The 17,147-nt window shown below is 69.9% G+C and carries 14 protein-coding genes, 3 tRNA genes and 1 pseudogene; 10 read left to right on the top strand and 8 right to left on the bottom strand.

The features are described from left to right. The 4 genes from AQJ91_RS04295 to AQJ91_RS04280 all read right to left on the bottom strand — a co-directional run. Positions 1 to 1,925, bottom strand: a 1,925-nt coding sequence (locus AQJ91_RS04295) for an ABC transporter ATP-binding protein (RefSeq protein WP_067016495.1), incomplete at its 3' end; no start/stop codon positions are given. After that, positions 1,925 to 3,658 (bottom strand): ABC transporter ATP-binding protein, encoded by a 1,734-nt coding sequence (locus AQJ91_RS04290; protein WP_067016493.1) that lies wholly within the window; start codon positions 3,656 to 3,658, stop codon positions 1,925 to 1,927. The genes AQJ91_RS04290 and AQJ91_RS04295, both read right to left, overlap by 1 nt. Positions 3,659 to 3,808: 150 nt before the next feature. Beyond that, positions 3,809 to 5,266 carry an FGGY family carbohydrate kinase gene (locus AQJ91_RS04285; RefSeq protein ID WP_079084661.1) on the bottom strand — a complete coding sequence of 486 codons (1,458 nt, stop codon included), beginning with the start codon at positions 5,264 to 5,266 and terminating at the stop codon, positions 3,809 to 3,811. A 164-nt stretch (positions 5,267 to 5,430) separates the two neighbouring features. Next, the gene (locus tag AQJ91_RS04280) at positions 5,431 to 5,736 is read right to left on the bottom strand and encodes a hypothetical protein (protein WP_067016489.1); all 306 of its coding nucleotides are present in this window, start codon (positions 5,734 to 5,736) and stop codon (positions 5,431 to 5,433) included. 157 nt (positions 5,737 to 5,893) lie between these two features. Between AQJ91_RS04280 and AQJ91_RS04275 the strand changes: the two genes are divergently transcribed. The 3 genes from AQJ91_RS04275 (at position 5,894) to AQJ91_RS04265 (ending at position 6,289) form a co-directional block, all read left to right on the top strand. Next, positions 5,894 to 5,966, top strand: a tRNA-Asn gene (locus AQJ91_RS04275). 5 nt (positions 5,967 to 5,971) lie between these two features. Continuing rightward, positions 5,972 to 6,044: transfer RNA gene (locus tag AQJ91_RS04270), tRNA-Asn, on the top strand. A gap of 168 nt (positions 6,045 to 6,212) precedes the next feature. Next, positions 6,213 to 6,289: transfer RNA gene (locus AQJ91_RS04265), tRNA-Ile, on the top strand. A 152-nt stretch (positions 6,290 to 6,441) separates the two neighbouring features. On the opposite strand, the gene AQJ91_RS04260 is transcribed toward AQJ91_RS04265, so the two are convergent. Next, positions 6,442 to 7,590 carry a DUF418 domain-containing protein gene (locus AQJ91_RS04260; protein WP_067016487.1) on the bottom strand — a complete coding sequence of 383 codons (1,149 nt, stop codon included), beginning with the start codon at positions 7,588 to 7,590 and terminating at the stop codon, positions 6,442 to 6,444. A gap of 334 nt (positions 7,591 to 7,924) precedes the next feature. Between AQJ91_RS04260 and AQJ91_RS04255 the strand changes: the two genes are divergently transcribed. The 4 genes and pseudogenes from AQJ91_RS04255 to AQJ91_RS55140 all read left to right on the top strand — a co-directional run bounded on the left by AQJ91_RS04255 (position 7,925) and on the right by AQJ91_RS55140 (position 10,164). Then, on the top strand, positions 7,925 to 8,140 hold the full coding sequence (locus tag AQJ91_RS04255; protein WP_067016485.1) for a hypothetical protein: 216 nt from the start codon (positions 7,925 to 7,927) through the stop codon (positions 8,138 to 8,140). Between the two features lie 251 nt (positions 8,141 to 8,391). Continuing rightward, positions 8,392 to 9,447 (top strand): annotated as a pseudogene (locus AQJ91_RS04250) (ABC transporter ATP-binding protein); the annotation flags it as partial. A 102-nt stretch (positions 9,448 to 9,549) separates the two neighbouring features. Beyond that, entirely contained in the window at positions 9,550 to 9,720 is a 171-nt protein-coding gene (locus tag AQJ91_RS55145) for a hypothetical protein (RefSeq protein WP_234381798.1), read from the top strand. A gap of 102 nt (positions 9,721 to 9,822) precedes the next feature. Further along, entirely contained in the window at positions 9,823 to 10,164 is a 342-nt protein-coding gene (locus AQJ91_RS55140; RefSeq protein ID WP_234381797.1) for a hypothetical protein, read from the top strand. A 62-nt stretch (positions 10,165 to 10,226) separates the two neighbouring features. On the opposite strand, the gene AQJ91_RS04240 is transcribed toward AQJ91_RS55140, so the two are convergent. Both AQJ91_RS04240 and AQJ91_RS04235 read right to left on the bottom strand, forming a co-directional pair. Next, complete coding sequence (locus AQJ91_RS04240) at positions 10,227 to 11,336, bottom strand: sensor histidine kinase (RefSeq protein WP_067016481.1); 1,110 nt, start codon at positions 11,334 to 11,336, stop codon at positions 10,227 to 10,229. Continuing rightward, positions 11,333 to 11,992, bottom strand: a complete 660-nt coding sequence (locus AQJ91_RS04235) for a response regulator (RefSeq protein ID WP_067016479.1) — start codon at positions 11,990 to 11,992, stop codon at positions 11,333 to 11,335. The genes AQJ91_RS04240 and AQJ91_RS04235 overlap by 4 nt, the downstream gene beginning before the upstream one ends. Before the next feature lie 261 nt (positions 11,993 to 12,253). Between AQJ91_RS04235 and AQJ91_RS04230 the strand changes: the two genes are divergently transcribed. After that, the gene (locus AQJ91_RS04230) at positions 12,254 to 12,499 is read left to right on the top strand and encodes a helix-turn-helix domain-containing protein (protein ID WP_067016477.1); all 246 of its coding nucleotides are present in this window, start codon (positions 12,254 to 12,256) and stop codon (positions 12,497 to 12,499) included. Between the two features lie 246 nt (positions 12,500 to 12,745). On the opposite strand, the gene AQJ91_RS04225 is transcribed toward AQJ91_RS04230, so the two are convergent. Beyond that, positions 12,746 to 12,976 carry a hypothetical protein gene (locus AQJ91_RS04225; protein ID WP_067016475.1) on the bottom strand — a complete coding sequence of 77 codons (231 nt, stop codon included), beginning with the start codon at positions 12,974 to 12,976 and terminating at the stop codon, positions 12,746 to 12,748. Between the two features lie 536 nt (positions 12,977 to 13,512). On the opposite strand from AQJ91_RS04225, the gene AQJ91_RS04220 reads away from it, so the two are divergent. Both AQJ91_RS04220 and AQJ91_RS04215 read left to right on the top strand, forming a co-directional pair. Then, positions 13,513 to 14,940 carry an RICIN domain-containing protein gene (locus AQJ91_RS04220; protein ID WP_067016473.1) on the top strand — a complete coding sequence of 476 codons (1,428 nt, stop codon included), beginning with the start codon at positions 13,513 to 13,515 and terminating at the stop codon, positions 14,938 to 14,940. Between the two features lie 168 nt (positions 14,941 to 15,108). Next, the gene (locus tag AQJ91_RS04215; protein WP_234381796.1) at positions 15,109 to 17,139 is read left to right on the top strand and encodes a DUF2264 domain-containing protein; all 2,031 of its coding nucleotides are present in this window, start codon (positions 15,109 to 15,111) and stop codon (positions 17,137 to 17,139) included. Positions 17,140 to 17,147: the final 8 nt, after the last annotated feature.

The raw sequence follows: 17,147 nt of genomic DNA, 5'->3' as shown, positions 1-17,147 counted from the left end.
TCGACTTCAGCCACCGCCTGAGCGAACTGCGCCTTGTACAGCCGCGCATAAGCCCCGTCGGCCGCCAGCAGATCCGCATGCGCCCCCTGCTCCACTATCGCCCCGTTCTCCATCACCAGAATCGTGTCCGCGTCCCGGATGGTCGACAGTCGGTGTGCGATGACGAACGACGTCCGCCCGTGCGCCAGTTTCGCCATCGCCTTCTGGATCAGCACCTCGGTGCGGGTGTCGACCGACGACGTCGCCTCGTCCAGCACCAGGATCACCGGGTCGGACAGGAACGCCCGCGCGATGGTGATGAGCTGCTTCTCACCGGCGCTGACCCCGGAACCCTCGTCGTCGATCACGGTGTCGTACCCGTCGGGCAGCGTCCGCACGAACCGGTCCGCGTGCGCCGCCCGCGCCGCCTCCTCGATCTCCCCCCGGGTGACCTCGCGCGCGGCCCCGTACGCGATGTTCTCCGCGATCGTGCCGCCGAACAGCCAGGTGTCCTGCAGCACCATGCCGATCCCGGCCCGGAGTTCGTCCCGGGACATCCGCGCGATGTCGACGCCGTCGAGGGTGATGCGCCCGCCGGAGACGTCGTAGAACCGCATGAGGAGGTTCACGAGAGTCGTCTTGCCGGCGCCCGTGGGGCCGACGATCGCGACCGTGTGCCCGGGTTCCACCGCCAGTGACAGATCCTCGATCAGCGGCTTCTCGGGGTCGTACCGGAAGGACACGCCCTCCAGCGCCACCCGCCCCCGCAGCTCCTCCGGCCGCACGCCCGGCACCGGATCCGCCTCCTGCTCCTCCGCGTCCAGGAGTTCGAAGATCCGCTCGGCCGACGCGACGCCCGACTGCACCAGGTTCGCCATGGACGCGACCTGCGTCAGCGGCATGGAGAACTGCCGGGAGTACTGGATGAAGGCTTGCACGTCACCGATGGACAGCGAGCCGGACGCGACCCGCAGTCCGCCGACGACCGCGACCAGCACGTAGTTGATGTTCGAGACGAACATCATCAGCGGCTGCATGATCCCGCTGTTGAACTGCGCCTTGAACCCGGCCTCGTACAGCGCCTCGTTCTGCTCGGCGAACTGCTGCGCCGACTCCTCCTGGCGGCCGAAGACCTTCACCAGGGTGTGCCCGGTGTACATCTCCTCGACGTGCGCGTTGAGCTTGCCTGTCGTCCGCCACTGCTGCACGAAGTGCGGCTGCGACCGCTTGCCCACGCGTGTGGCGACGACGAACGACACCGGCACCGTCACCAGCGCGACCAGTGCCAGCAGCCACGACACCCAGAACATCATCGCGAGCACACCGATGATGGTGAGCACGGAGTTGATGAGCTGGCCCATCGACTGCTGGAGCGTCTGGCCGATGTTGTCGATGTCGTTCGTCGCCCGGGAGAGCACCTCGCCGCGCTGGCGCTTGTCGAAGTACGACAGGGGCAGCCGCGACAGCTTCGTCTGGACGTCCTCCCGCATCCGGTACATGGTCCGGTTGACGGTCCGGTTCACCAGCCGGGTCGCCACCGCCATCAGCAGCCCGGAGAACACGAACACGGTGAGCGCGAGCAGCAGGACGTTCCCGACGGCGCCGAAGTCGATGCCCTCGCCGGGCGTGAAGTCGGTGCTGCGGAGCATGTCGGCGATCTCGCCGTCACCCCGCTCCCGCATCGCCTGGAGCACCTGGTCCTTGGTGGCGCCGGGCTCCATCTCCCGCCCGATGATGCCGGCGAAGACCAGGTCGGTGGCCTGGCCGAGGATCTTCGGCCCGATCACCGACAGGCCGACGCTCACCACCACGCAGAGCAGCAGCACGTAGAGGGTGAGCCGCTCGGGCTTGAACTGGGCGACCAGCCGTTTCCCGGACACCTTGAAGTCCAGCGAGTGGTGATCGGGGCCGGTCCCGGCCATCATCCGCCCCATGGGCCCGGCCATCAGGCAGCCTCCGCTTCCGTCAGCTGGGAGAGCACGATCTCCCGGTAGGTCTCGTTGTCCGCCATCAGCTCGTGGTGCCGTCCGGTGCCGACGACCCGTCCCTCGTCGAGCACGATGATCCGGTCCGCTTCCCGGATGGTCGCCACCCGCTGGGCGACGATCACGACGGTCGCCTCGGCGGTCTCCTGGGCCAGCGCGGCGCGCAGGGCGGCGTCGGTGGCGTAGTCGAGGGCGGAGAACGAGTCGTCGAACAGGTAGATCTCCGGTCGCTGCACCAGCGTGCGGGCGATCGCCAGCCGCTGCCGCTGCCCGCCGGAGACGTTGGTGCCGCCCTGCGCGATGGGGGAGTCGAGCCCGTTCTCCAGCCGCTGGACGAACTCCTTGGCCTGCGCCACCTCCAGCGCGTGCCACAGCTCCTCGTCCGTGGCGTCGGGATTGCCGTACCGCAGGTTGGTCGCCACGGTCCCCGCGAACAGGTACGGCTTCTGCGGCACCAGCCCGACGGTCTTCGCGAGCAGGACGGGATCGAGCTCCGCCACGTCCACCCCGTCGACGAGCACCTCGCCGTCGGTCGCGTCGAAGAGCCGCGGCACCAGCCCCAGCAGCGTCGACTTCCCGCTGCCGGTCGACCCGATGACGGCGGTCGTCTCACCGGGCCGGGCGACCAGGTCGACGGCCCGCAGCACCGGCTCCTCGGCACCCGGGTACCGGAACCCGGCCGCCCGGATCTCCAGATGCCCGTGCCGGCGCAGCTCCCGCACCGGCGCCACCGGCGGCACCACGCTCGACGAGGTGTCCAGCACCTCCTGGATCCGCTCGGCGCACACCTCCGCGCGCGGCACCATCATGAACATGAAGGTGGCCATCATCACGGACATGACGATCTGCATCAGATAGGCGAGGAAGGCCGTCAGATCGCCGATCTGCATCCCGCCGCTGTCGATGCGGTGCGCGCCGAACCAGACCACGGCGATCGACGACAGGTTCACCACCGTCATCACGATCGGGAACATCAGCGCGAGCAGGTTGCCGGTGCCCAGCGACATCTCGGTCAGCTCGACGTTGGCCTTCCGGAAGCGCGCCTGCTCGTACTCGTCACGCACGAAGGCGCGGATGACGCGGTTGCCGGTGATCTGCTCGCGCAGTACCCGGTTCACCGTGTCGAGGCGCTCCTGCATGGTCCGGAACAGCGGGCGCAGCCGCCGTACGATCAACGTCACACTGATGCCCAGCACGGGCACCACGCCGACCAGCACCCCGGACAGCGGCACGTCCAGACCGAGGGCCAGCACGATGCCGCCCACACACATGATGGGCGCCGACACCATCAGCGTGAACGTCATCAGGGCCAGCATCTGCACCTGCTGGACGTCGTTCGTCGTACGGGTGATCAGCGAGGGCGCGCCGAACTGGCCGACCTCGCGCGCCGAGAACGACTGCACCCGGTCGAAGACGGCACCCCGCACGTCCCGGCCGAGCGCCGACGCCGTGCGGGCGCCGTAGTACACGGCACCGATGTTGCACACGACCTGCACCATCGAGATGCCGATCATCAAGGCACCGAAGGACAGGATGTAGCCGGTGTCGCCGTTGACGACGCCGTTGTCGATGATGTCCGCGTTCAGCGTGGGCAGGTAGAGGGTGGCGCAGGTCTGCAGGAGCTGCAGCAGCACCAGCAGGGCGATGGGTTTCCGGTAGGGCCTGAGATAGGTCCGCAGAAGTCGTATGAGCACGCTGTGTCTCTCGGAGTCGGCGGTGGGGCCGGTTGGTTGCCCCTGGCCCCTATCGTCGAACACTCCACCGGTGTTACCTCAACCGATTAAGCCGACAGCAGTGCTTCATACCGCCTTACGGGTGCGCCCTTCGCCCGGAACGCCCCCTTCCTACGCCCGGAACGCCCCCGGATGCGTCTGTTCCCGCACCGACACGAACTGCTGCCGCACCGCCTGCCCCACCGCCAGGTCCTCGCCCGGATCCAGCACCTGCGCGCCCGCGCCCGCCTGCCACATCGGCGGGGTCCGCGGGTCGAGGGTGCCCTGCGACGCACCGAGCGCCCAGGCGGCCTGCCGGGCGGCGCCGATCGCCGCGTAGTCCGCGGGCTGCGGTACGACGACCTGCGCCCCGAACAGCGCCGGTGACGCGGCCTGCACGGCGGCCAGCTCGGCGGCCGCCCCCAGCAGAAAGACCCGCCGCACCTCGACACCCCGGCCGCGCAGCACGTCGAGCGCGTCCGCGAGTCCGCACAGCATGCCCTCGAACGCGGCCCGCGCCAGATGCTCCGGCCGCATCGCCTCCCGCCTGAGCCCCGCTAGCGTCCCCGCGGTGTGCGGCAGATTCGGCGTCCGCTCACCCTCCAGATAGGGCAGCATCACAAGACCGTGGGCGCCCGGCGTCGACTTCATCGCCAGCTCGGACAGGCTCTCCAGATCGGGCAGCCCGAGCAGTTCGGCGGTGCCGCGCAGCGTCCGTACGGCGTTCAGCGTGGTGACGACGGGAAGGTGCATGCCGGTCGCGTCGGCCAGGGACGTGATCATCCCGGAGCTGTCGACGAGCGCCTCGGGGTGCACGGCCATCACGGATCCGGACGCCCCGAGCGACACGACGGCGTCCCCCAGCCCGATCCCGAGCCCGAAGGCGGCGGCCATCGTCTCGCCGGTCCCCGCGGAGATCAGCAGCCCCTCGGGGGTCGTGCCGGCCGCGTCCGCCGGGCCGATCACCTCGGGCAGCATGACCTGGTGACCGAGCGCCAGCTCGACGAGGTCGGGCCGGTAGGCGCCGGTGGCCGCCGACCAGTAGCCGGTCCCGGAGGCCCCGCCCCGGTCGGTGGTACGCCGCACCGGGCGCCCCAGCAGCTGCCACACCAGCCAGTCGTGGGCCTGCAGCAGGACGGCGGTGCGCAGGGCGTTCTCCGGCTCGGTCCGGTTCATCCAGCGCAGCTTGGTCACCGGCTGCGCGGCCTGCGGCACACACCCCACGGCCTGCGCCCACGCCTCGCGCCCGCCCAGCGCGTCGATGAGATCCGCCGCCGCGACCTGCGCCCGCTTGTCACCGCCGACCATCGCTGGACGCACGGTGTTGCCCTGCGCATCCAGCGGCACGACGGCGTTCTGCTGCGCGGACACGCCGATCGCCTGCACACCTTCGAGCAGCCCGCCGCCGGCGGCCTCACCGAGGGACAGCAGCCAGGCCTGCGGATCGACATCGGCAGGCCGCGAGCCGCCTTCGGTGTTCTCCACCGGATGCGGCGCGTATCCCTGCCTGAGCACGGCTCCCGTGTCCGCGTCGCAGACGACGATACGAGTGAAATCGGGCGAACTGTCCAACCCGGCGACTATCCCCATGGCCAAAATTCTGCCGTACCGCTCCGCTTGGTTGGGCCGTGGGCGCCGTCGGGGTGCGTGTGATCTGGGCGGTGCGGGTGCGTTGTGGCTGGTCGCGCCCACGCGGCGGAGCCGCACATGTCACAGCCCCGCGCCCCTTCAGGGCGTCTTCCTCGACGACTCCTTCAAGTGTTGCTGGTACCCCAGTCGTCCCCGCCCGTGCCGTTCGTGTTCCTGTCTCGCAGAGAACGGACTCGCTGAGCCACCGAGTCGGGGACTCGGTCGCCCATCTTCTCGCTGACCGCGTGGTAGGCCTTGCCCGCGTACTGGCGGCTCTGCTGGGCCGCTGTCTCCGCGGTGTTGCGGACCGCGGGGTTCTGCGCGACCTGGCGTGCGGACTTCTTCAGCTGCTCGTAGCGTTCGCGCCCGGCATGTGTGCCCAGGACGTAACCAAGAGCCAGCCCGGCGGCGAACGTGAGCTTGTAGCGCATGGCGGCCACCCTTCCCTTGCGTAGGTCTGTGGTGCGGCGTCGGTGCCGGGGGAACCGATTGGCGGAGCACCCCCGTGCTTGCGCTAATGTATGTGTCGCAGCGAACGCACGCCCCCTGGCGAATACCCAGGTAGGTACGTTCGATGCAACGAGGCATTCCTCCGTAGCTCAATTGGCAGAGCAGCCGGCTGTTAACCGGCAGGTTACTGGTTCGAGTCCAGTCGGGGGAGCTCGGTCCTCCGTAGCTCAATTGGCAGAGCAGCCGGCTGTTAACCGGCAGGTTACTGGTTCGAGTCCAGTCGGGGGAGCATGCTGAACGAGGACCCCTCAGGGGTCCTTTTTCATGCCCGGGGGAACCGTGCAGGCCAGGGTGTAGTCCTCCAGGGCATGCGAAGTCGACCATGCGAAGCAGGAGATCGTATGAGCGGCTATGCTGCGGCAGACGGCGCGCACACGTGTACGCGACACGCCGCTATGGGGCGGTAGCTCAGCCGGTTAGAGCAGCGGACTCATAATCCGTCGGCCGTGGGTTCGAGTCCCACCCGCCCCACCATTCACGGTTGTGACCTGCGGAAACGTCTCAGCGGGCGTGCGGATTCAGGACTTTGGGCCACGGACTGAATCCGCGACGCGTAATAGGTGCAGGTCAGGGTGGCGTCAGGCAAGCCGGGGCGGGACGTGAGGGTGTGCCACCCCGGCCTGGTCTCATCGGATGTGCTTCGCCGGCTTGGTGGCGGCGTTGAGCAGGTACTCCAGGGGTCCGCGGCGGAAGAAGCGGGACCAGATCGCGGCGAACACGATCGCCCCGAGTATGTACATGAGCACCGGTATCCAGGACTGCTGGGTGCTGGACGGGCCGGCCCCGGACAGCATGGACTGTACGACGAAGTGGCCCACGTAGGCGGTCAGGGACATGGTGCCCACGGCGATGACCGGTTTGGCCAGGCGGCGCAGTCGCGGCAGGCGGTCCATCGCCGCCGTCGCGCCCACGATCACGAGGATCGCGACTCCGATGATGTCGAACGTGGTGCCGCTGTGTGGCCCGGCTGTCAAGAGCATCGATGCCTGGGGCTCGAACGACCCGCCGTCGAGGGTCATCGATCCGGAGCTACCGGAGATCGGTCCGGAGCTGCCGGACGACGGCCCGCCTTCCGCCAAGCTGTCCAACGCGTCCTTGCCGGCCAGCAGCAAGGACATGCCGTACGCGGCCACGGTGAGGGCGGCGCCGAGCCCGGCCAGACGCCACTGGACGGCGGCCTGGGACAGGTCGAGGCGGGCCAGCGCCATACCGGCGATCACGAACGATATCCACGTGATCGTCGGGTAGAAGCCGGTGAACAGCAGATCGAGCACTCCCACGTCGCTGAGCCGGTGGAGCGGGTCGTAGGCGTTGATGCTCTGCTGGACCGACTCGGTCAGCAGCGAGCTCAGGGCGAAGGACAGCTGTGGTGTGACGAGCGCGAGGGCGGCCGCGATGATCGCGAGAGTCCTGGCCCGCAGTCGCACCAGGGGCAGCGCCAGTAGGAAGTAGACCCCGTAGAAGCCGAGGATGATCACTCCGCCGTATTCCATCGCCATCGCGGTGCCCAGCGCCAGCAGAACCACGGCGCGGATCGCGATCCTGGCCTTCGCCTGGCGGCCGGCCAGGCCGGTCTTCGGCTCCCGGCGGCCGGCGAGCAGCATCAGCGAGAACCCGGCGAGGGTGGCGAACAGGACCGACGAGTGACCGTCCGCCATGTACCGGACCCAGCTGCCGACGCCGTCCGTGGCCGACAGCGGGGGACCGATGTGCACGACGTACATGCCGAACACGGCCAGCGCGCGGGCCAGGTCGACGCCGACCAGCCGCCCCATCGAGGGATCGGACGGGGCCGACGCGGCGGACCCGGGTGGGGTTCGGGACTGAGGAGGCGACGTCTTCCGCGGCGCTGACGTGTCCTGCGGCGTCGTTGGTGGTGTCTGTGGCATGCGGAGACCCTCGCGTTGCCGCCGGGCGGCGGACCACCCGTCAGTCTTCGGCAACGGCCCCGCCGGTCGGCGGGTACCGCCCCGCGGACCGGCAGAGTCCCATCCGATCCGTCCGCCTCGTCCGGTGCGACCGGGCGACGATCTCCTTCAGCCACTCGGCGGGGGTGGACCCGACGGTTGCCGGATGGGCGCGGGGAGGCCGGCCTTCCAGGCTGGAGGCATGACACACCGTGCGCGGAACGAGGAGCCCGACACTTCCCTCGGATCATCGGCCGACGAGCCGGGCCGTGACGCCGTCCCTCGCAGGGGCGACTTCCTGGAGTTCCCCGGCCTGATGCCGGCGGCGGGCGCCCTCGTCCTGCTCGTCGTAGGCCCAGAGGCCCACGAAGCGTTGGTACGCGCCCTCGCCACGAGCACTGCCGGACTCGTCCGCTGAGCCGGCACATGATCATGCCCGGGCCGCCCGGCACCGTCGACGCGGTGCCGGGCGGCCCGCAGAAGAAAGGAATTTCGTGAACACCGCATCCGCCCCGACGACGGATGAGACCTCCCTGTCCGCCCGAGAGACGGTCAGGGCACTGTACGCGTATGTCCGGCCGCACCGGTGGGCCGTCGCCCTCGGCCTGCTGTGCGCCCTGGTCGGGGCCGCCGGGGGGCTGCTGCAGCCGCTGGCCACGAAGACACTGGTGCGTGAAGAGCGCGAAGTGGGAGGCCGTGGCCGGCTCGGCCGACGAACTCGCCGTCCAGCTGGCCTTCCTCGCCGTGCTCGGGGTCGGCGGGGCGCGGGTGGCGTCCGGGGAGATCCCCGTGTCCACCCTCATCGCCTTCCTGCTGTACCTCTTCTACCTGATCGAGCCGGTTGCCAGGCTGGTCGACGCCGTGTCTCACTTTCAGGAGGGGGCGGCCGCGATCTCCCGGATCGCGCAGGTGGAACGCCTGTCGACGGAGCCGCCCGCCCAGCGGAAGGGCGCCCTGCCCCGGCAGGGGGCAGCGGTGCCGGGTCCGGCGTCGGTCCGCTTCGAGGACGTGACCTTCCGCTACCGTGCCGGCCTGCCGTACACCCACCAGCAGGTGAGCTTCGAGGTACCGGGCGTCGGGATGACGGCCTTCGTCGGCCCCTCCGGCGCGGGCAAGTCGACGGTGTTCGCGCTCATCGAGCGGTTCTACGAGGCCACCGGCGGCCGGGTCCTGGTCGACGGCAAGGACGTACAGGACTGGTCTCTGTCCGAACTACGGTCTGCCATCGGGTACGTGGAGCAGGACGCTCCTGTGCTGGCCGGCACGCTGCGGGAGAATCTCGTCTTCGCGGCGCCCGGCGCGACGGACGACGACATCCGCGACGTCCTGGCACGGACGAAGCTCGACACCCTCGTCGAGCGCCTGCCCCACGGCCTGGACACCCCGGTCGGACACCGCGGCTCGAAGCTGTCGGGCGGCGAGCGCCAGCGCATCGCCATCGCCCGCGCGCTGCTGCGCCAGCCCCGGCTGCTGCTGTTGGACGAGGCGACCTCGCAGCTCGACGCGGTCAACGAGCTGGCGCTGCGGGACGTCGTCGCGGAGCTGGCCCGCGAGACCACCGTGCTGGTGGTGGCCCACCGCCTCTCCACGGTGACCGGCGCCGACCGGATCGTCGTGATGGAGGCCGGCCGGGTCCGGTCGGTGGGCAGCCATGAGGAACTGGTGGCCCAGGACCGGCTGTACGCGCGCCTGGTGGCCACCCAGCTCCTGGCTCCCGCGCGATGACCCAGCACACGCAGGGTTGTCCGGCCGTCCACTGCCCCCTTCCCGGCCGGACAACCCCACCCACCGACACCCACGAAGAACCAAGACAGCGAAAGGCCCTGTATGCGCACCGAGTCCGCCATCCGTTGCAGACGTGCGGTGTGGGACTGGCTGGCCCAGCCGACTGCTCTGTTCGGCGGCGTGTACGGGCTCCTGGTGTCGAGTTCGGCCGTCGCCGCGCTGACGCAGTTCGGCGAGGTGACGCGGGCGGCGCGCATGGACGACGCCCTGTAAGTCCTGTTCACCGCCCTCGCCGGCCTGGCCCATGGTTACGCCCACGAGATCGCCCACCGCGACGCGCAGGGCCATCCCGGCGTACGGACTGTGATGCGTGCCGTGCTTGCCGAATGGCCGCTGGTGCTGGCGGCGCTGCCCACCACACTGCTGCTGTGCGGGGCGGGCCTTGGCTGGGGGCGTTCCCAGGGCATCGAGTACGTCGCCTTCGGAACCAACACCGTCCTGCTGCTCTGCTGGGGCCTGCTCGCATGCCGGGCCGCAGGCCGCACATGGGGACGAGCCTTTGGAATCGGCTGTACCGACGCGCTCCTGGGAGTGGCCGTCGCCTTGGCCAGCACCCTGCTGAAGGAACGCGGCGATGGCCACAGACGCCGGCTGAGGAGGGCGGGACCGACGTCGCCAGCCGCGTATCGGCCCTGGCCGGCCTCCGTCAGGCGCTGACGGAGGCCGGGGCCGTCGGCGAGCCCGCGGACGCATCCACGCCGATCAGAGGCCCTGGTCGGTCAGTCCGCGCTGAGCGGAATCCGCAGCCGCACCCGGTAGCCGCCCTCCGCGGTCGGGCCCGCCTCCAGTGTCCCGTGCAGGATGTCGGCCCGTTCCCGCAGACCGACCAGGCCCAGCTGTGAACCGGGCAGGGGCAGGGAGGGACGCGTGGGCGCGGTGTTGGTGACGGTCACTCCGACGTCGTCGCCGTCCTGCCACAGCTCGGCGCACGCTCTGGCGCCGGGGGCGTGCTTGCGGACGTTGGTCAACGCCTCCTGGACCGTACGGTAGACGGCCCGTTGCGCGGGTGTGCCCACGTTGGGCGGCAGCTCACCCGACAACTCCACGTGAGTGCCGCTGGATTCCACCAGTTTGCGCAGGTCGGCCAGAGTGGGCTGAGGGGTCAGCTCGGTGGCGTGACCGCCGGAGGCGCGCAGCAGCGTGACCATGGTGCGCAGCTCGTCGAGTGTGGTGACGCTCAGCGAACGGATCGTGTGGGCAGCCTCCTTGGCGTCCGCGTCCTTGGCGGCGACCTGCAGGGCTCCGGCCCGTACGGCGATCAGACTGACCTGGTGGGAGACCACGTCGTGCATCTCGCGGGCCAGCTGGGCGCGTTCGCGGGCGAGCACGGCCTGGGCGTGCAGGGCACGCTCGTGCTCCCTGGCCTCCTCGATCTCGGCCAGCCGCCGCGCCAGGTCCCGTTGCGCCTGGAGAAGCTGGCCGAAGAGGACCGGGGCCGCGGCGGTCGCCAGGCCGTACACGAAGAAGACCAGTGTCATGGTCCGGTCGACGTCGGCCAGGGGCCACGGAGTACTGCTCGCGACGGCGGACAGGGTGACGCACCCCGCGAGGAGACGGCGATTGCGGGAGCGTTCGGCCAGAGTGAACAGCGCCACGAGCACAACGACGGCGACATCCTGCATCAGCGCGATGGGCAGAGTGAGCAGGAAGACGCCGAGCGGGAACCTGCGCCGGAAGACCAACGCGGCGCAGCCGACTGCGGCCAGCGCGACGCCGAGGCGCGTGTGGTCCCACATGTTCAGCCATACGTCCACGGCCGCCACCGCCACCAGGACGATGTCGACGACCGGCGCGGGCACACGCTGCCACACGGCGCGTGCACGGCTCATCGGCCGGTCCCCGACCGCGGGCGCTCATCGAGCAGTCCGGCCCGCTGCGCCAGCAGCGCGGCCTGCACCCGGCTGGTCACCCGCAGCTTGGTGAGGATCGCGCTGACGTGGTCCTTGACCGTGCCGGCGCCCAGGTGGATGCGGACCCCGATGTCGGCGTTCGACAGGCCCTCCGCCACCAGGACGAGGACGTCACGCTCACGCGCGGTGAGCAGCCGGACGCGAGCCGCCTCCTCGTCGACGGCCGTCTGGGTGCCCGGGTGGCGGTGCAGCAGCGTCCGCGACGCCTTGGGGGACAGCACCACACCGCCCGCGGCCAGGGTGCGCACCAGGTGGGCGAGCTGCTCCGGCTCGGTGTCCTTGAGCAGGAAACCGGCCGCGCCGCAGTGCAGCGCGGTCAGGATGTACTCGTCGGCGTCGAACGTCGTCAGCATCGCCACCACCGGAGCGTCCGGCATCGTCCGCAGCTCGCGCAGGACGGTCAGCCCGTCGACGTCCGGCATCCGGATGTCCAGCAGCACCACGTCCGGCCGCTCCCGGCGGACGGTCTCCACGGCGTCGCCCCCGCTCGCCGTCGCGACGACCTCGATGTCCTCGGACGCGCCCAGAATGAGTTCGAAGCCCGAGCGGACCAGTGCCTCGTCGTCCACCACCACTACCCGGATCACGCGCGCTCCGCCTCGCCTTCATCCATGCCCGTCCCACTCATGCCGACCCGACCCTAAAGCCCGCAAGAGCCCCGGCGGCCCGGCGGGCGGCAGCTCCAGCCACACGGCGGGGTATCACCCTCCGGTCGGCAGGGGCACCGTAGCCTTCTGCCGGATTCTCCATGACCGGCCCGGTCTCCAGCCTGAGTGGCATGAGACATCACGCGGACTCCCCGCCGGCCGACGCACCGTCCCCTGCACGAGAGCGCGGTGAGCCCTCGACCGGTGCGCCCGGCGTGGGCCGGCTGGCCGGACTGGACCTGGCGGAAGCGGCAGCACACCACACAGGTCCAGGTTGCCGAAGCCATGGGTGTCACCCAGGCCCGCGTCTCACGCATCGAGAAGGGCCAACTGGAGCGCAGCGAGGTCGACACCCTCGCTGCCTACGTCAAGGCGCTCGGCGGCAAGCTGAAGATCGTCGCTGACTTCGGTGATGAGACCTACGTCCTCGGCTGACCCGATCGGCAAGTTGTGACCCAGGTTCATGCGCAGTCCCGTGGGCAAGCTCGCCTCTTGACGTCAGGGACGATGTTCCACCCCGGGACCAGGGGCGGAACATCGTCGCGTTGGCAAGGGGAGTCCGCTGTGCGAAGGCTGAACCGCCCCGGCTCGAATGGCGAGACGTTCGAGCTGGGTGTTCGCGAGGCCGATGGCTCGCCGCAGGCTTTCCCGGACTGGTTCTTGCCGGCACAGTGCCGTGTCTCAGCCTTCCGCGGCTGAGGTCCGGCCGAGCTCGTGGTATCCGGGGTTGGGGAACAAACCGGTGGCGGTGGCCAGGCGCACGTTGTAGTTGAAGATCGCTGCGACTTCCACGATGTGCAGGATGTCCGCGTCGGGAATGACGGTGCGGCGGTAGACGCTGAACCAGCCGGCGCCGTTCACGACAAGTGCACCCTCAGACCGGGAGCGGTTCAGGCTGAACTGGCCGTTCACCAAGGACAGTCACACGGTGGCCTTGCCTCGTGTTCAGAGAGCAGATACCGGCAGGCGGTGCACGAGAGGGAGCAGGCCCCGCGCATTTGCATGGACGAACCCCTGTGCCACGTCGTGGGACCCCGTCCCGGCGCGAAGAGTGATCCAGAACCCAGGTTCAGAGTCTGCGGACGCGGGCGGAACAACCTGAGGCAGGCGCTGAACCGGACACCGACCGCCCCGCATGCACGCCGGATCGGTGGCGGTCGGCGCTCGGGTCCGGCGACCGGGAACAGCGGCTGCGCTGCTGTCCGGCTGCGTCGGAAACGAGGCGGCCACCTTGAGGTGGGCCGGCAAGGTCTCACTGCGATGGCGGATTCCGGACGGTGACAACTCGGCTTCAGGCCACGGCAATCCACGCTGTTCATACCGTTGACACACAACTGTCACCGGCGGTCTCATGTGCGGAAGTATTTGTTCCAGCCAAATTTTGCTCGGTTGTGATCTGACTTGTTGTTTTCGGTGCGACCGGGCATCTGAAGTGGAGGCCTCACCTCATGCGTCGAGCCTGGCTCCTCGTCCTCGCCGTGTTGGCGGCGCTGTTGCCGCAGTCCTTTCTGGCGGGCACCGCGCACGCGGCGACCGTCACCATCGCCAACGGGACCCAGTTCAACGACACCACGGGCGCCGGTATGCACGCCCATGGCGGCGGTGTGCTCAAGGTCGGCTCGTACTACTACTGGTTCGGTGAGAACCGCAACGAGGACAACACCTTCCGGTACGTCTCCGCGTACCGCTCCACCGACCTGAAGACCTGGGAGTTCAGACGCCACGTCCTGAGCGCGGCCACCGACCCCGAGTTGACCGACGCCAAGATCGAACGACCCAAGGTCATATACAACGCGGCCACCGGCAAGTTCGTGATGTGGATGCACAAGGAGAACGCCGCCGACTACTCCCAGGCCCGCGCCGCCGTCGCCGTCTCCGACACCGTCGACGGCGACTACACCTGGCAGGGAAGTTTCCGCCCGCTGGGCCACATGTCCCGCGACATCACCGCCTACGTCGACGACGACGGCACCGGCTACATGATCTCCGCCGCCCGCAACAACCTCGACCTGCACATCTACCGGCTGACCGCCGACTACACCGGCATCGACGCCCTCGTCGCCAACCCCTGGCCCGACGGCCACCGTGAGGCACCCGCGCTGTTCAAGCGGGGCGGCGTCTACTTCATGCTGACCTCCGGCGCCACCGGCTGGAACCCCAACCAGCAGAAGTACGCCACCGCCACCGACATCACCGGGCCGTGGACCGCGATGCAGAACATCGGCGACTCCACCGCCTACGGCTCCCAGACCGCGTACGTCCTGCCCGTCCAGGGCACCGCGGGCACCGAGTTCCTGTACATGGGCGACCGCTGGGGCAACTCCTTCGGCGAGAACGTCAACGCCTCCCAGTACGTCTGGCTGCCTCTGGAGTTCCCCACCTCCACCACCATGACCATGGACTGGTACCCGCAGATCACCATCGACACCGCCACCGGCACGGTCGACGGCGTCGGCGGCCCCTGGGAGACCCTCACCGCACGCCACAGCGGCAAGTGCGTCGACGTGCTCAGCAAGTCCCTGGACGACGGTGTCCAGCTCACCCAGTACACCTGCAACGGCGGCATGAACCAGGCGTTCTGGTTCAAGGACATGGGTGACGGACACGTCCAGCTCATGGCCCGTCACAGCGGCAAGTGCATGGACGTGGCCGACAACTCCACCGCCAACGGCAACAAGATCATCCAGTGGCCCTGCTCCACCGGCACCAACCAGCAGTGGCAACTCCAGGACGCCGGTGACGGCTACGTCCGCCTGGTCTCCCGGCTGAGCGGCAAGTGCCTGGACGTCTCCGGCAACTCCACCGCCAACGGCGCGAAGCTCATCCAGTGGACGTGCGGCACGGGCACCAACCAGCAGTTCCAGCGCGGAACCTGAGAGCACGACAGCACTCGCGTCGCATACCTCGGTGCTGGCCCGCACGGCAAGACGCTGTGCGGGCAGGGTGGTGGTCCTCCGCTCACACTCCCTCTGTTCGGATGTGATCGTATGGAATCGTTTGCGTTCGAACGTGTTCTGGATCATTGACTAGGAGCCACATCACGGATGAGGTGGCACTCCAACCACCTCTCGGAGGAAGCGATGATGCCCAGCGAGGACCGGGACCGGTCCCCGTACACGGGATGGGCCAGGCGGCACTGGACAGATCTCGCCGACCGGATGCTCGCGGCCGTCGGCCCGTACCGCTCCCCGGGCGGGGCCCGGATCGACCTGCCTGGTCCGGCGAGCCGCTACGGCGTGGTATCCGACGGCTTGGAGGGCTTCGCCCGTACCTTCCTGCTCGCCGGTTTCCGCCTCGCGGGAGAAAGGGGGGCGGATCCGGCGGGCTTGCTGGAGCGGTACGCCGAGGGCCTGGCGGCGGGCACCGACCCCTACTCGCCGGAGGCGTGGCCCCGCCCGGACGAACTCGGCCAGGCCAAGGTCGAGGCCGCCTCCATCGCGCTGGTGCTGCAAATGACCAGGCCCTGGTTGTGGGACCGGCTCGACGGCGGAGTGCGTGAGCGGATCATCGAATGGCTGGGGGCCGTCGTCGGACAGCCCTATCCGCCCATCAACTGGGTCTGGTTCCGGATCGTCGTGGAGTCGTTCCTGCGCGAGGCGGGCGGACCGTGGTCGGCCGCCGACATCGAGGAGGACCTGGCCGTCCACGCCTCGCTGCGTCGGCCCGGCGGCTGGCTCAGCGATGGGCAGGAACGGGCCTACGACCACTACACCGGCTGGGCGCTGCACCTCTACCCGCTGCTGTGGACCCACCTGTTCGACGTCACCGGCACCCTGTGTCCGCCGTCCCTGCGCCAGACCTGGGCCGAGGACCTCGCACGCTACCTCGACGACGCGGTATGCCTGGTCGGCGCCGATGGCTCGCCGCTGTTGCAGGGACGCAGTCTGATCTACCGCTTCGCCGCCGCGGCGCCCTTCTGGGTCGGCGCGGTCACCGGAGCCGGCGGGCAGCCGCCCGGACTGGTGCGCCGCGTGGCCAGCGGCATCGTCCGGCATTTCACCGACCACGGGGCTCCCGACGGAAACGGATTGCTCAGCCTGGGCTGGCATGCTGCCTGGCCTGCGATGCGTCAGGCGTACTCCGGGCCCGGATCGCCGTACTGGGGGGCCAAGGGCATGCTCGGCCTGATGCTGCCCGAGGAGCACCCGGTGTGGACGGCCCCGGAAAGGCCGCTGCCGGTGGAGGCCGGGGATGTCGCACGGGTGATCGACGCCCCCGGCTGGCTGCTCAGCGCACGGCGCCGTGATGGCATCGCGGTGGTGCTCAACCACGGCACCGACCACGGGAGCCCCGGCGACCGATGCGCGGACTCGCCGCTGTACGCGCGGCTGGGCTACTCCACAGCCACTGTTCCTCCCCTGGCCGGCGCGCCCGTGACGGACCCGGTCGATAACGCGGTCGTGCTGCTCGACGACGCCGGCCGGGCCAGCCACCGCAGTGGGTTCGAGACCCTGTTCGCCCGAGAGCTCCCCGGTGGGGTGCTCGCCGCCGCCTCCCGAGGACCGGTGCGCTGGGTCGACGTCGGTGCCGACGACTCACCCGACCACGGCTCCGGCCGCAAGGGCCCGACGACGCCCGGTCCGATGGTCACCGTCGCCTCGGTGGTGCGGGCCGGGACGGAGGTCCGGCTGGTCCGGGTCGACGCCCTTCCAGCGCAACCGGACCCCGCCTGGCGCTCGGTCCGCATCGGCGGCTGGCCCGTGGCCGCCGAACTCCTGCCCCGGTCCCGATCGGGCGCCCACGGCTGGGGCGGCCCGTACGCCGAGGCACGTACCGGGTCCCTGCGGTCGCGACTGTGCGGACTTCGCGGGCTGCACCGTGGCGGAGTCGCCGTCGGGAAGGACGACAGCCCTCTCGGCACCCGCACCGCGACGCCGTGGCTGGCCGCGGACGGGGTGCCGTACGGCGAGGTGCTCGCCGCCGTGGTGCTCCTCGACCGGGGCGGCCCGGACGCTCCCATCCCCACCCTCGCCGTGCACCCCGGTCCCGACGGCGGGCACCGGACCGTACTCACCTGGCCGGACGGTCACACCACCGAGGCCGACCTGCCCGCCGTCCCCCCGGCCTCGCGCTGACCGGGGTC

Origin of the sequence: Streptomyces dysideae, from assembly GCF_001514305.1 — a bacterium.
Taxonomy (GTDB): domain Bacteria; phylum Actinomycetota; class Actinomycetes; order Streptomycetales; family Streptomycetaceae; genus Streptomyces; species Streptomyces dysideae.
Note: the sequence above shows the minus strand (reverse complement) of the source record. Positions and strands in the feature narration are given on the sequence as shown.

What these genes read in the sequence shown, in the direction of transcription:
- AQJ91_RS04285 (WP_079084661.1), bottom strand. Translation starts at nt 5,266, where the DNA reads ATGGGGATAGTCGCCGGGTTGGACAGTTCGCCCGATTTCACTCGTATC.
- AQJ91_RS04280 (WP_067016489.1), bottom strand. Translation starts at nt 5,736, where the DNA reads ATGCGCTACAAGCTCACGTTCGCCGCCGGGCTGGCTCTTGGTTACGTC.
- AQJ91_RS04260 (WP_067016487.1), bottom strand. Translation starts at nt 7,590, where the DNA reads ATGGGGCGGCTGGTCGGCGTCGACCTGGCCCGCGCGCTGGCCGTGTTC.
- AQJ91_RS04255 (WP_067016485.1), top strand. Translation starts at nt 7,925, where the DNA reads ATGACACACCGTGCGCGGAACGAGGAGCCCGACACTTCCCTCGGATCA.
- AQJ91_RS55145 (WP_234381798.1), top strand. Translation starts at nt 9,550, where the DNA reads ATGCGCACCGAGTCCGCCATCCGTTGCAGACGTGCGGTGTGGGACTGG.
- AQJ91_RS04240 (WP_067016481.1), bottom strand. Translation starts at nt 11,336, where the DNA reads ATGAGCCGTGCACGCGCCGTGTGGCAGCGTGTGCCCGCGCCGGTCGTC.
- AQJ91_RS04220 (WP_067016473.1), top strand. Translation starts at nt 13,513, where the DNA reads ATGCGTCGAGCCTGGCTCCTCGTCCTCGCCGTGTTGGCGGCGCTGTTG.
- AQJ91_RS04215 (WP_234381796.1), top strand. Translation starts at nt 15,109, where the DNA reads ATGAGGTGGCACTCCAACCACCTCTCGGAGGAAGCGATGATGCCCAGC.